The organism is Agromyces albus (assembly GCF_004134825.1).
GTDB classification, from domain to species: Bacteria; Actinomycetota; Actinomycetes; order Actinomycetales; family Microbacteriaceae; genus Agromyces; species Agromyces albus.
In genome coordinates, this window is the sequence record NZ_SDPN01000002.1 from 167082 (window position 1) to 179772 (window position 12691).

Annotated in this window: 12 protein-coding genes; 2 read left to right on the top strand and 10 right to left on the bottom strand. The window is 68.5% G+C overall.

The annotated features are described in order from the left end of the window. From ESP51_RS01995 to ESP51_RS02030, 8 genes are all read right to left on the bottom strand, one after another. Positions 1-447 (bottom strand): PRC-barrel domain-containing protein, encoded by a 447-nt coding sequence (locus ESP51_RS01995; protein ID WP_129519202.1) that lies wholly within the window; start codon positions 445-447, stop codon positions 1-3. Beyond that, on the bottom strand, positions 447-2036 hold the full coding sequence (locus ESP51_RS02000) for a glycosyltransferase family 39 protein (protein WP_129519203.1): 1590 nt from the start codon (positions 2034-2036) through the stop codon (positions 447-449). Before ESP51_RS02000 ends, ESP51_RS01995 begins: the two co-directional genes overlap by 1 nt. 89 nt (positions 2037-2125) lie before the next feature. After that, a complete protein-coding gene (locus ESP51_RS02005; RefSeq protein WP_164990357.1) occupies positions 2126-3325 on the bottom strand; it encodes an ABC transporter substrate-binding protein in 1200 nt (399 codons plus the stop codon). 94 nt (positions 3326-3419) lie between these two features. After that, positions 3420-4247 carry a carbohydrate ABC transporter permease gene (locus ESP51_RS02010; RefSeq protein ID WP_129519205.1) on the bottom strand — a complete coding sequence of 276 codons (828 nt, stop codon included), beginning with the start codon at positions 4245-4247 and terminating at the stop codon, positions 3420-3422. Beyond that, positions 4244-5227 carry a carbohydrate ABC transporter permease gene (locus ESP51_RS02015; protein ID WP_241842927.1) on the bottom strand — a complete coding sequence of 328 codons (984 nt, stop codon included), beginning with the start codon at positions 5225-5227 and terminating at the stop codon, positions 4244-4246. The genes ESP51_RS02010 and ESP51_RS02015 overlap by 4 nt, the downstream gene beginning before the upstream one ends. A 96-nt stretch (positions 5228-5323) precedes the next feature. Continuing rightward, positions 5324-6325, bottom strand: a complete 1002-nt coding sequence (locus ESP51_RS02020) for a LacI family DNA-binding transcriptional regulator (protein WP_129519206.1) — start codon at positions 6323-6325, stop codon at positions 5324-5326. Between the two features lie 20 nt (positions 6326-6345). Next, positions 6346-7878 (bottom strand): alpha-N-arabinofuranosidase, encoded by a 1533-nt coding sequence (locus tag ESP51_RS02025; RefSeq protein WP_206737174.1) that lies wholly within the window; start codon positions 7876-7878, stop codon positions 6346-6348. 101 nt (positions 7879-7979) lie between these two features. After that, a complete protein-coding gene (locus tag ESP51_RS02030; RefSeq protein WP_129519208.1) occupies positions 7980-8903 on the bottom strand; it encodes a LysR family transcriptional regulator in 924 nt (307 codons plus the stop codon). Between the two features lie 102 nt (positions 8904-9005). On the opposite strand from ESP51_RS02030, the gene ESP51_RS02035 reads away from it, so the two are divergent. Together ESP51_RS02035 and ESP51_RS02040 are read left to right on the top strand one after the other, a co-directional pair. Further along, on the top strand, positions 9006-9878 hold the full coding sequence (locus ESP51_RS02035; RefSeq protein ID WP_129519209.1) for an aldo/keto reductase: 873 nt from the start codon (positions 9006-9008) through the stop codon (positions 9876-9878). A 44-nt stretch (positions 9879-9922) separates the two neighbouring features. Further along, positions 9923-10858, top strand: coding sequence for an aldo/keto reductase (locus tag ESP51_RS02040; RefSeq protein ID WP_129519274.1), 936 nt, complete (start codon positions 9923-9925; stop codon positions 10856-10858). A 48-nt stretch (positions 10859-10906) separates the two neighbouring features. Here the strand turns inward: ESP51_RS02040 and ESP51_RS02045 are convergent, their stop codons facing one another. Together ESP51_RS02045 and ESP51_RS02050 are read right to left on the bottom strand one after the other, a co-directional pair. Beyond that, positions 10907-11602: a response regulator gene (locus ESP51_RS02045; RefSeq protein WP_422386820.1), complete on the bottom strand. Its 696-nt coding sequence runs from the start codon at positions 11600-11602 to the stop codon at positions 10907-10909. Continuing rightward, on the bottom strand, positions 11557-12687 hold the full coding sequence (locus ESP51_RS02050) for a sensor histidine kinase (protein ID WP_129519211.1): 1131 nt from the start codon (positions 12685-12687) through the stop codon (positions 11557-11559). The genes ESP51_RS02045 and ESP51_RS02050 overlap by 46 nt, the downstream gene beginning before the upstream one ends. Positions 12688-12691: the final 4 nt, after the last annotated feature.

Below are 12691 nucleotides of genomic sequence, written 5' to 3' on the forward strand. Positions count from 1 at the left end.
TCACGCCTGATCCGGCGGCAGCTGCTTCGGATCTCGAGGCAAGCCCGGCGGGGCGATATAGCCAGGACCCCAGAACGGGATGAACCCGTAATACCCGTAGATGCTTTCGAGGTAGCTCGGTTCGGCAGTCAGGTCGGGGTCGTACGCGGGCGCGCCGGCCACGTTCTCGCGCGTGAGGTCGACGGTCACGACCTCCTCGTCGATCCGGCTGACCGCATCGACGGGAATGAACGACTGCTGTTCGCCGAGGCCGAGGAAGCCACCGGAGCCGACGACGAGGAATCGCACCCGGCGCTCGTCGGGATCGATGAGCAGGTCATCGACCCTCCCGAGATCTTGCCCGGCCCTGTCCTTGACCGAACGACCGCGAACGTCGGCCTCCTCTGTTGCGACGCTCAGTTCGCTGTCGCTGAGCATGATGAGTCTGGGGTTCGATCGAGCTGGCATCAGAGGCTCCCTTCCGACTCTCCGATCCGCGCTAGGAAGATGGCGCGATCGGCTTCAACCCGTTGCGTCGTGCGCTCGTACACCGTCACCACGTCGGACACGAGTTCCAGCCGCTCGACCTCTTCGAAGCCCTCTCGTCGAAGCGTCGCGGTGTCGTCGTCGACGCCGTTGGCGCTCCGCGACACGACCACGACCCGATCGACCCCGTCGAGCCGCTCGCTGACCTCGGCGAGGGGCGCCGTGACATCCCACAGCTGGGCGGTCTCGTCGTAGGGGCGCACGAGACCGAGGTCGACGAGACCCTCGAACCCACTCGGGTAGGTATGCATCGCGAGGCGGGGCCGGCGTGACGGGCGAACGCTCTCGTCGAAGACGATGCCGTCGCCCGGCTCGGCCAGTTCGCCGACGACCTCGGCGACCCTCTGCCAATCGGTGCCGTCGTTCTTCCAGTAGGGGCTGCGCTGATCCAGGTAGGCGGGGATCGCGAGCGCCGCGATGACGGCGACCGAGGTGACCTGCATCCATCGGCGCGGGAGCGCGGAGACGGCGATCGCGATCAGGATCGCCGCGCCGGGCGCGCAGATCGCCAGATAGCGCGGGGTGTAACCGAGGGAGGCGAGCGCCGCAACGAGGGTCAGTGCGGCCGTCGGCACGATGATCCATGCGGCCCCGAGCACGAGCAGCTGACGGTTCGCGATCCAATCCGGCTCGAGACGCCCGGCGGTGACGGTGGCGACTGCCGACACGACGATGAATGCCAGGGCCACGAACCCGACCGTCTCGAGCATGAACCACTGCTCGACGAGCACTCCCTGCACCGTGACGGCCCGCCACGGCCTGCTGAACGCGATCTGGTCTCGCTGCAGCACGGCGATGACGGCGATCGGGGCCGCGAGGACCGCGGCGGTCGCCCAGGCGAGCAGGAAGGGACGCAGGCGGATGCCGCGCAGTCGCCCCTCCCGACGCTGCTCGAGGGCGACGACGACGGCATGCACCGGGATGAGCAACGCGAGGTACAGGAAGAGGTAGGTGCCGAGCGCGAGCCCGAGCGCGTACACCCACCACCAGCCCCGGTGCATCCGCGCATCGAGCAATCGCAGCATGAGGAGGGTGAGCCAGACGGCTGCGGCGGTCGCGAGCGCCAGCGATCTTGCCTCGGTCGCGAGGAAGGTGACCCGCGGCAGCACGGCGAAGACGATCGCGGCGATGACCGCCGTCTCGCGTGTCGCGCGCCTGCGCACGAGCAGGTAGAGCCCAGCGGATGCCGCGCCCACGGCGATCCCCGAGGGCAACCGCACGGCCAACGGCGAGGTGCCGACGACGTCGATCCACACGTGCAGCACCGCGTAGTAGAGCCCGTGCACGGCGTCGACCGTGCCGAGCAGCGCCCAGAGCGACGTCCAGTCCCGACGCGCCGACATGATGCTCGCCGCTTCGTCGCCCCAGAACGAGGGGATCCACGTTCCCGCGACGGCGACGAGGGCGGATGCGCCGCCGATCACGACGGCGACCCGTCGGTCGCTCCAACGGGCGGTCGACGGTTCGATGGTTCTGGAGCCGGTGCGTCCGGCCCCGCCGGTCACAAGCATCACGCCCAGCTTGCGCCACCGGGCATCGAAACACGAAGGAACGCCCGACCCTTGACGGGCCGGGCGTTCGGTGCCTCCGGTTCGTGAACCTACTCGCCGGACTCCTGGGCGAGCCGCGCATCGAGGGCGGCGCCGACGTCGGCGGGGGTCGCCTGGCCTTGCGCCATCAGCTGGATCTGCGCGACGAGGTCGGTGTAGAGAGCGTCCTGATACTTGGGCCACGAGATCATCGGCAGGTAGAACTTGCCATCGAGCAGCGCCTGGAACGGCACTTCGAGCGACTCGTCGATCACCGGTGTGTAATTCGAGGTCGTCGTCATGTCATTCGTCTTCTCCTGGAAGATCCGCACGCCCTCCTCGCTCGCGAGGAACTCGAGGAACGTCTTGGCCGCCTCGGGCTCTTTCGCCTTCGAGTTGATCGCGTAGCCGGGAGAGGCAGCACCGGTGAAGAACGGCTCGCCGCCCTTCTGCGGCACGCCCGCGAACGTGAACTCGAGATCGGGGTTCGCCTCGCGGATCGCCCCGATGTCCCACGGTCCGGCGGTCATCATCGCGACGCGGCCCGCGGCGAACTCGTCACGCACCTGCTCGCCCTTGAGCCCGACGACATCCGGCGACATGAGTCCGTCTTCGAAGAGCTGCTGCCACGGCGTGAGCGGCTCGGTCCAGAGCTCTTCGAACGTCGACTCGCCGGCGAAGATCTCGGCGTCGACCGTGCCACCGGCCTCGAAGTTGGCGAGCCCGACGCTCGAGCCGAGCGACGTCGGGAAGCCCTGCCAGGACTCGAGGAACGGAACGACACCGGCGTCCTTCAGCGTCGTGAGGGTCTCGACGAATCCGTCCCACGTCGTGGGGAACTCCGTGATGCCGTGCTCGGCGAGCAGGTCGACGTTGTAGACGATGCCCGACGCCCACGACGAGAGCGAGAGGCCGTACGCCGCTCCGTCGGGGCCCGCGTAGGTGGCGGTGTTGAACTCCGACGCGACCTCCATGAACGGCTCGTCGGTGAGGTCGGTCACGAAGCCGCCCTCGATGAGGTTCGTCTTGTTCTCGGCGGCGATGACGAACACGTCGGCCGCGGTGTTGGAGCCGAGTCGGTTCTGCAGCGTCGAGATGTACTCGGCCACCGGGGGAGCGTTCGAGAACTCGATGCGGATGTCGGGATTCTCCTTCTCGAACGCGGCGATGACCGGCTCCATCGTCTCCTCGTTCGACCACGAGAAGAACGTGAGCACGGTGCGGTCGTCGGCCTCACCGGCGGTGCATCCGGCGAGGGTGGCTGCGGACATGACGGCGATGGTCGCTGCGAGGGCTCGCAGCGCCCGTGACCGGGTGGGGAACGGATGCTTCATTGCTGGCCTTTCCTGTTGGTGGTGATGGTGGCTACCCCTTCACGCTGCCGGCCACGAGGCCGCGCACGATGTAGCGCTGCATGAAGATGAAGAAGACGACCATGGGGATCAGCACGACGACGCTGAGGGTGAGGAACATCGGCCAATCCGTCGTGAACTCGCCGACCGCCTTATAGGTCTGCAGCACGAGCGTCTGCTTCTCGGTCGAGCTGATGAACACGACGGGGGTCAGGAAGTCGTTCCACACCCACATCGTCTGGAAGACGCCGACGGTGATGAGGATCGGGCGGATGAGCGGCAGCGCGATGCGCCAGTAGATCTGCCACGGCCCGGCCCCGTCGATGCGCGCGGCCTCGATGACCTCGCCGGGCAGCGTGCGCATGTAGCCGACGATGAGGAAGTAGCAGAAGACCGAGCCACCCGAGTAGAGGATGATGAGGCCCTCGAGCGTGTCCACGAGTTGCGCCTGGCTCAGCATCCGGTAGAGCGGGATGAGCGTCACCTGGCCCGGAACGAGGAACGCGATCACGAGCAGCACCGTCACCAGTCGCGATGCGCGCAGGATGACGGAGAACGCCGCCATCGAGCCGATGAGCAGCATGAGCAGGATCGCCGCCGCCGTGACGTACACGGTGTTCAGGAAGGACTGGACCACGGGGATCTCGCTGAACACCGTCAGGTAGTTGTCGAGGTTCAGGGTCGTCGGCAGTGCCAGCGGCGCCATGGTGGTCTCCGCTTGCGTCTTGAACGTGTTGACCACCACGTAGTAGAAGGGGAGGCCGACCACCGCGGCGAGCGGGATCATGATGAGGCTCGTCGCGATCGCGCCCGGGCGGGTGAGGATTCGTGCTGCACTCATGAGAGCCGCCCTTCGAGTCGGCGGGAGACGATGAGCTGCGCCGCGACGATCGCACCGACCGCGAGCATGAAGATGACCGCGAGGGCGGAGGCCTGGCCGTACTTCGCCTGGGAGACGCCGTTCTGGATGATCGTCTGCGTGATCGTGAAGGTCGAGAATCCCGGCCCGCCCCTCGTCAGGGTGATCGGCAGGTCGTAGACCTTGAGGCCTCCCGTCATGAGCAGCAGCCAGCTCACGGTCATCGCCGGCATCAGCAGCGGCAGGGTGATGTAGCGGAATCGCTGGACCGCGGATGCCCCGTCGATGCGTGCGACCTCGTAGTAGTCGTCGGGGATCGACTGCAGGTAGGCGAGGTAGAGGATGGCGTGCCATCCGGTGCTCGTCCACACGCCGACGGCGATCACGCTGAGCTGGGCGAGCGTGCTGTTCGAGAGCCACGGAACCGGCCCGATGCCGACGACCGACTGGAGCAGCGAGTTGAGCGCTCCGGAGCCCAGGGGGTTGAGGATGAATCCCCACACGAGCCCCAGGATGGCGACCGACGGGATCGCGGGGAAGAAGTAGATCGCTCGCACGAAGTTGCGCCCGATGAACGCGCGGTCGAGGGTGACCGCGAGCGGGATGGCAAGGGCGGTGATGAGCACCGTCGTCGCGAGGGTGAAGAACAGCGTGAACCCGAGCCCTGCGAGCATCGACGGGTCGGTGAAGACGTTCTCGTAGTTGCGCAATCCCACGAACGCTGCGTCGGTGCTGTAGCCGTTGAAGTCCGTGAAGCTCCACCAGATCGACTGCACGAGGGGGACCAGGAACAGCACCACGAAGACGACGAGCATCGGCACCAGAAAGAGGCCGATCTTGAGTCGATCCGCTCGGAACGTGGGGCCGTTCGTCGACATCGGGGCCGTCCACCATCTCGACACGCGGGTGCGCGTCGAGATGGCACGGGTCTCCGTCGTCGGACGCTCGTCGATGAGGGTCACCTGATCTCCTTCGATCGGCGGATTCGTGGTCCGCACTCTACCTGTATCGATATAGACGCGACAAGAGCGAGGATGACGAATGGGGGAACAGCATGCTCAGGCCGTCGACTCTCGCGCGACGACGCGGAACGAGCTCACGAACTCGCGCGGCTGCCACTCGGTGTCGCCGGCGATCCGCCGCAACACGAGGTCGACCGCGAGGGCGGCGACCTCGTCGTGGTCGGGATCGACGGTCGAGAGCCGGGGGATGCTGTACTCGCCCTCCTCGATCGCGTCGAAGCCGATCACGCGCACGTCGTCGGGCACCCGCACCCCACGGTCGGCGAGCCCGCGCATGACGCCGAGCGCCACCGTGTCGGTGATGCAGACGACCCCGTCGAATGCGGCGCCGGAATCGACGAGTCGCTCGGCCGCGCTCCGGCCGCCGGACATCGTGAGCTCGGGGATCCCGACGGAGAGCGCCGGATCGAATTCGACCCCGGACTCCCGGAGGGCCCGGAGGTAGCCGCCGTGGCGCAGGCTGCTCACGTTCGGGGGCAGCAGGTCGTCGCCCTCGACGATGGCGATGCGCCGGCTGCCTCGCGCGATGAGATGCCGCGTCGCCGCGAACGTGCCCTCGACATTCGGGAGGGCGATGTGATCGACCGGGCCCTCGAAGACGGTCTCGCCGAGGATCACCATCGGGAAGTCCACTCGCAACAGCTCGCGGTCGGCGGTGCCGAGCCCGACCGCCGAGAGGATGAGGGCGTCGTACATCCGGTTGCGCGACGACACGATCGCGCTGAGCTCGGTCTCGCGATCGGCGCCCGTCTGCTCGATGACCACGCGGTATCCCGCCGCCGAAGCCCTCGCGATGATGCGGGAGGCGAGCTGGCCGAAGTACGGCCGGTCTACCTCGGGCACCGCGAACCCGATCGTGTTCGTTCGCCCGGCCCGGAGGTTCCGGGCCGCGACGTTGACGCGGTACCCGAGGTCGTCGATCGCACGGAGCACACGGTCGCGTGTCTCGTCGCGCACGTGCGGATAGTGGTTCAGCACGTTCGACACGGTCATCGTGGAGACGCCCGCGGCCTTCGCGACATCCTGCATCGTGACCATGGCGGAACTCTATCGCCGACTCATCCGAGCGTGAGTGAGACGGTCGCGAAGGAGTGCGGCGGAAGCGTGACCCGCAGGCCGCGGTCGTCGGTCTCGATCGCGGTGAGCTCGGTCGGTGCGACGGCGTCGGGGTTCGACGCGGAGTTGTGCGCCTGGAGCTGGGCCCCGGTCAGCACCCGACCGGTGTGCGCCGTGACGGCGCGACCCCGCAGGTCGAGCACCACCTCGAGCGGATGCTCCGCATCGAGGTTGCTGAGCGAGATGAGTGCCGTGTCGTCGCGCGTGCTCGCCGAGGCCGAGAGCACGTCGAGTGGCCGGCCGGCCTCGGTGCGGGTCTCGGGCCGTTCGACGACGTGCACCGAGAGCGACGTCGCGTCGTGGTGCCCACGGTTCATCTCGAAGACGTGGTACGTCGGGGTCAGCACGAGCTCGCCCGTCGCCTCATCCGTCAGCAGCATCGCCTGCAGCACGTTGACGGTCTGCGCGATGTTCGCCATGACGAGCCGGTCGGCGTGCCGGTGGAACACGTCGAAGTGCACGGATGCCACGAGGGCGTCGCGCATCGTGTTCTGCTGGTACAGGAACCCGGGGTTCGTGCCCGGTTCGACGTCCCACCAGGTGCCCCACTCGTCGAGCACGAGCCCGACCTTCTTGCCGGGATCGTAGGCGTCCATGACCGTCGCATGCGCCGAAAGCACGCGCTCGACGTCTTGCGCCTTGCCCATGGTCGCGTAGTACTCCTCGGTCGTGAAGGCCGTCGCGCTGCCCTTCTCCGCCCACGTGCCGGCCACCGTGTAGTAGTGGAATGAGATCGCCTGGAAGATGTTCGTGGGCTCCCGCTGGCAGCCGAGGCAGTTCAGCGACTCCATCAGGGTCCTCGTCCACTTGACGTCGTCGTCGGACGCCCCCGCGGCGATGCGGTAGAGCGTGTTGCCTCCGTGGTCGCGGCAGAAGGTCGCGTAGCGGCGTGCCTCGTTGGCATAGTGCTCGGCGGTCATGTTGCCGCCGCAGCCCCACGCCTCATTGCCGATGCCCCAGAACGGCACCTTCCACGGCTCGTCCCGGCCGTTCTCGCGCCGCAGCCGCGCCATGGGGCTGTCGCCGGCGCGAGTGAGGTACTCGACCCACTCGCTCATCTCCTGCACGGTGCCGCTGCCGACGTTGCCGTTGACGTAGGCGTCGGCGCCGAGCAGCTCGCAGAGCGCCATGAACTCGTGCGTGCCGAAGTGGTTGTTCTCCTCGACGTCGCCCCAGTTCGTGTTCACCATGCGCGGGCGGTCGGCTTTCGGGCCGATGCCGTCGCGCCAGTGGTACTCGTCGGCGAAGCATCCGCCCGGCCACCGGAGGTTCGGGATGTCGATGCGTCGCAGCGCCTCGACGACGTCGGAACGGATGCCGCCCTCGTTCGGGATCGGCGAGTCCTCGCCGACGTAGAAGCCGCCGTAGATGCAGCGGCCGAGGTGCTCCGCGAAGTGGCCGTACAGATGGCGACTGATCTGGGGTCCTGGCACATCGAGATCGACGACGGCGCGGGCGGTGAGTGGTTCGGTCACTGCGGGTTCTCTCCTTTGAAACCTCCGGTGGACACCTGACTGTATCGATAAAGGAGTCGGAAGGGAACTGCGTGCCGGGGGAAGTGAGCCGGGGCGCCGGCCTAGGCCGATGGCTGCAGTTGCCGGGGGTCTGCATCGACCACCGGCCGGCGCAGCTCCGCCTCGAGGATCTCGAGCAGGAGCGGAGCGGATGCCGCCACAGGGCTGCCCGTGATGGCCGACACGACCCATTGCGGCATCGAGCCCTGCGGAAGCTGCACCGAGACGAGCCCGGCCGCTTGCGGCTTCGCCGCGACGTGCTGCGGCACGAGCGCCACGCCGAGTCCGCGGTGGATCAGGTCGAGCAGCGTGTGCACGTCGTTGACCGTGCAGCGCACTCGCCGGCCCACGCCCTGGGCGGCGCACGAGGACTCGTTGAGCGAGCGCACCGCCCACGACTCCTGGAAGTCGATGAAGTCGAGGTCGCGAAGGTCGGTCCAGTCCACGCGCGCCGAAGCGGCGAGCGGATGCTCCGGCGGGCACAGGAGCACGACCGGCCACCGGCCGAGCTCGGTGCTCGACACGCGGGTGAGGTGATCGGTGGTGGCGACGAAGGCGACGTCGAGCTCGCCGTCGCGCACCTGCGTGACGAGGTCGTGCGAACCGGCCTGGGTGAAGTGGATGTCGACGAGCGGGTACCGACGGCGGAACCGCTCGAGGAGCGACGGCACATCGACGATGCCGAGGCACTGCTCGGCGCCCACGCGCAGTGCACCCGAGAGCTCGTTCGTCGCGCGCACGACGGCATCGCGGCCGGCGGTGGCCTGGGCGAGCATGGCGCGAGCGAAGGGGAGCAGCGCGAGTCCGGCATCCGTCGGCTCGACTCGTCGGGTCGTGCGTGCGAACAACGTGGTGCCGAGCTCGTCTTCGAGGCTGCGGATCGCGGCGGAGAGGCCCGATTGCGAGACGCTGCACACCGCGGCCGCCCGGGTGAACTGCTGCTCGTCGGCGAGGGCGACGAGGTACTCCATCTGGCGCAGATCCATTGATCACTCCGGCTTCTGAATACCATCACTGGTAGTTGTTGGACTTCTAGCTTGGGGCTGCCTAGGGTGAAACGCAACCCACACGACAGGAAAGGCTCATCCGTGCAGCAACGAACCATCGGAACCCGTTCGGTCAGTGCGATCGGACTCGGCGGCATGCCCATGTCGATCGAAGGACGTCCTGACGAGGCCAGGTCGATCGCGACCATCCACGCAGCACTCGACGCAGGGGTCACCCTCATCGACACCGCCGACGCGTACCACCTGCATGCCGACGACGTCGGCCACAACGAGGAGCTCATCGCCCGTGCCGTGCGCTCGTACGGCGGCGACACCTCGGCGGTGCTCATCGCCACGAAGGGCGGACACCTCCGCCCCGGCGGCGGCAGCTGGACGCAGAACGGCCACCCCGACTACCTGAAGGACGCCGCGAAGGCCTCGGCACGTCGCCTCGGCGTCGACGCCATCGGCCTGTACCAGTTCCACCGGCCCGACCCCAAGGTGCCGTATGCCGACTCGATCGGCGCCATCCGCGACCTGCTCGATGAAGGCGTCATCGAGATGGCCGGAATCTCCAACGCGAACGTCGCGCAGATCGACGAGGCGAACGCGATCCTCGGCGGGCGCCTCGTCTCGGTGCAGAACCAGTTCTCGCCCGCGTTCGGCTCGAGCCTCGGCGAGCTGGAGCACTGCGCCGCGCTGGGCATCGCGTTCCTGCCGTGGTCGCCGCTCGGCGGCATCCGTCGCGCCGCTGACGTCGGCCAGCACCACTCGGCGTTCCAGGATGTCGCGGACGCGCACGGCGTCAGCCCGCAGCAGGTGGCCCTCGCGTGGGAGCTCGCACTCGCACCCGTGGTCATCCCGATTCCCGGTTCGTCACGACCCGAGAGCATCCGGGACTCCGTGCGCGCCGCCGAGCTCGACCTGACCGACGACGAGCTCGACGAGCTCTCCCCGCTCTCGCGGGCTGCATGACCACGCCATACATGAGGAGCAACATGAAGACCGTGAAGAACACCATGAAGACCTTCACCCTGCCGGGCACCGAGATCGTCGTTCCCAACGTCGTGCTCGGCGTCATGCGCATCCCCGACAAGACCGACGACGAGGTGCGCGAGCTCGTGCGCACTGCTCGTGACGCGGGCATCGACTTCTTCGACCACGCCGACGTCTACGGCAACGAGCTGCACGGCTGCGAACGCCGCTTCGCCGAGGCGATGCAGCTCAGCCCGTCCGAGCGCGCGGAGCTCACGATCCAGACGAAGGCGGGCATCGTCAGGGAGGGGCCGTACTTCGACTTCTCGTACGAGCACATCATCGAATCGGTCGAGGGCTCGCTCGCCGCGCTCGACACCGATTACATCGACATCCTGCTGCTGCACCGCCCCGACGCACTCGTCGAACCCGAGGAGGTCGCCAAGGCGTTCGACGAGCTCGAGGCCGCGGGCAAGGTGCGCGCGTTCGGGGTGTCGAACCACACCCCTCGGCAGATCGACCTGCTGAAGAAGTACGTGCGCCAGCCGATCGTGGCCAACCAGCTGCAGCTGTCGATCACACACGCGCCGATCATCGCCCAGGGCGCCTCGGCGAACATGCTCGCCGAGAGCCAGTCGATCTCGCTCGACGGCGGCGGAATCGTCGATTACTGCCGCCTCAACGACATCACGGTGCAGGCGTGGTCGCCGTTCCAGGCGGGCTTCTTCACGGGCGTCTTCCTCGACTCGCCCGAGTACCTCGAGCTGAACGCCGTGATCGACCGGCTCGCCGCTGCCTACGACGTGCCGCCGATCGCGATCGCGACCGCGTGGATCACGCGCCACCCGGCGAACATGCAGGTCGTGCTCGGCACGACGAGTCCCGAGCGCGTCGCCGGCGCTGCGCAGGGCTCCGACATCCCGCTCACCCGGGCGGAGTGGTACGAGCTCTTCCGCGCGGCGGGGCACATCGTTCCCTGACGAACTGACGTGCATACGAGATCGTCGCCGACCCGACGCGTGCTCACGCTAGGAACGGCGGCGGCTCTCATGCGCCCAGATCGCGACGTCCACCCGGTTGCGAGCCCCGATCTTCGTCATGAGGCTCGAGATGTGCGTCTTCACCGTGCTGAGCGAGATGTGGAGCTCGTGGGCGATCTCGGTGTTGCTGAGCCCGCGTGCCACCGTCGCGAGCACCTGCTCCTCGCGCTCGGTGAGCGGTTCGATCGGCTGTGGCGGCGGCCCGGCCGGGGCGGAATCGGCGAAGGCCTCCAACAGCCGGAGCGTGACGTTCGGGGCGATGAGGGCATCGCCGCGTGCGGCGGCGTGCACCGCCTCGGTGAGCAGGGCCGGCCCGGCATCCTTCAGCAGGAAGCCGCGAGCGCCGGCGCGGAGCGCCGCGTAGACGTACTCGTCGAGATCGAAGGTCGTGATGACGACGACGGGGATCGGGTCGGCGACGCCCGGCCCCGCAAGGGCGCGCGTCGCCTCGATGCCGTCGGTGACGGGCATCCGGATGTCGAAGAGGCACACGTCTGGCCGGATGCTCCGTGCAAGCGCCACGGCCTCTGCGCCGTCGACGGCCTCGCCGACGACCTCGATGTCGGGCTGGGCGTTCAGGATCATCCGGAGCCCCATGCGCACGAGCTCCTGGTCGTCGGCGATGAGCACGCGCACGGTCACGTCGACCAGCCGCTTCGCGGGAGCACGGCCGTGACGACCCATCCGCCGTCGGGCGCCGGGGCGGCCTGGCAGGTGCCGCCGAGGAGGGTCGCGCGTTCGATCATGCCGGTGATGCCGTAGCCGGGCGCAGCGGATGCCGCCGGGTCGCCGTCGTCACGGACGTCGAGCCGGATGCCCGCGGCGTCGGCGTGCACGAGCACCTCGATGCGCGTCGTATTCCGTGCGTGTCGCCGGGCGTTCGTCACCCCCTCCTGCGCGAGGCGGTACACCGTGGCGGCGATCGTCGGCGGAACCGCCTCGATGTCGCCGGTGAGCTGCAGGTCGACGACTGGACCGCCGGACTCCGGCTGGACGAGCTGTCGGAGGTCGGCGATGGTCGGGCTCGGCGCCAGTTCGTGCCCATCCTCGCGTCGGAGCACGCGGACGATCGAGCGCATCTCGGCCAGGGTGCGGGATGCCTCGCGCTCGATGACCCGGAGCACCTCGACCGCGGCATCCGGATCCGTCGCGGCGACCGCCGTGCCGGCCTGCGCCTGGATCGCGATCGCCGAGACGTGGTGCGCGACGGTGTCGTGGAGGTCGCGCGCGAGCTGCTCGCGTTCCTGCAGTTTCACGCGGTCGAGCTCGCGTGCTCGTGCGGCGGCACGCCCGCGGAAGGCCACGCCGAGAGTGGTCGTCATGGCCAGCACCGCGACGGAGCCGATGACGTCGCTGAGCAGCAGCGGCCCGAGGAGGAGTGAGAGGAGGAAGCTCGCCAGCACGATCGCCGAGCCGAGCAGCATGGCCCGGCCCGAGCCCCAGCGCACGACCGCATAGATCAGGATGAGGAAGTACGCGGTCGTGGCGAATTGGGAGTCGGCGCCGGTCAGCACCGTGACGATCGCGGTGGTCGCGAACGCGATCGCGAGCATCGGCAGCGGGTGGGTGCGACGCCAGAGCAGCGTCGGCACGACCGCGATGAGCACGACGACCCAGAGCACCCGCCACGGCAGGTCGGGCCGGGCCAGACCCTCGAGCAGCGCGATCACGGGGATGACGCCGACGAGCACCCAGTCGCGCCAGACGCGGCGCGGTGGTGGCGGCTGGGCGGCCGGAGCCTCCCACACCGAGCGGAGGGGGCTCGTCATGCCC

Excerpts from the sequence above, each read along its gene's own strand:
- ESP51_RS01995 (WP_129519202.1), bottom strand. The coding sequence starts at position 447 with ATGCCAGCTCGATCGAACCCCAGACTCATCATGCTCAGCGACAGCGAA.
- ESP51_RS02005 (WP_164990357.1), bottom strand. The coding sequence starts at position 3,325 with ATGTCCGCAGCCACCCTCGCCGGATGCACCGCCGGTGAGGCCGACGAC.
- ESP51_RS02010 (WP_129519205.1), bottom strand. The coding sequence starts at position 4,247 with ATGAGTGCAGCACGAATCCTCACCCGCCCGGGCGCGATCGCGACGAGC.
- ESP51_RS02030 (WP_129519208.1), bottom strand. The coding sequence starts at position 8,903 with ATGGATCTGCGCCAGATGGAGTACCTCGTCGCCCTCGCCGACGAGCAG.
- ESP51_RS02045 (WP_422386820.1), bottom strand. The coding sequence starts at position 11,602 with ATGGGTCGTCACGGCCGTGCTCCCGCGAAGCGGCTGGTCGACGTGACC.
- ESP51_RS02020 (WP_129519206.1), bottom strand. The coding sequence starts at position 6,325 with ATGGTCACGATGCAGGATGTCGCGAAGGCCGCGGGCGTCTCCACGATG.
- ESP51_RS02050 (WP_129519211.1), bottom strand. The coding sequence starts at position 12,687 with ATGACGAGCCCCCTCCGCTCGGTGTGGGAGGCTCCGGCCGCCCAGCCG.
- ESP51_RS02040 (WP_129519274.1), top strand. The coding sequence starts at position 9,923 with ATGAAGACCTTCACCCTGCCGGGCACCGAGATCGTCGTTCCCAACGTC.
- ESP51_RS02000 (WP_129519203.1), bottom strand. The coding sequence starts at position 2,036 with ATGCTTGTGACCGGCGGGGCCGGACGCACCGGCTCCAGAACCATCGAA.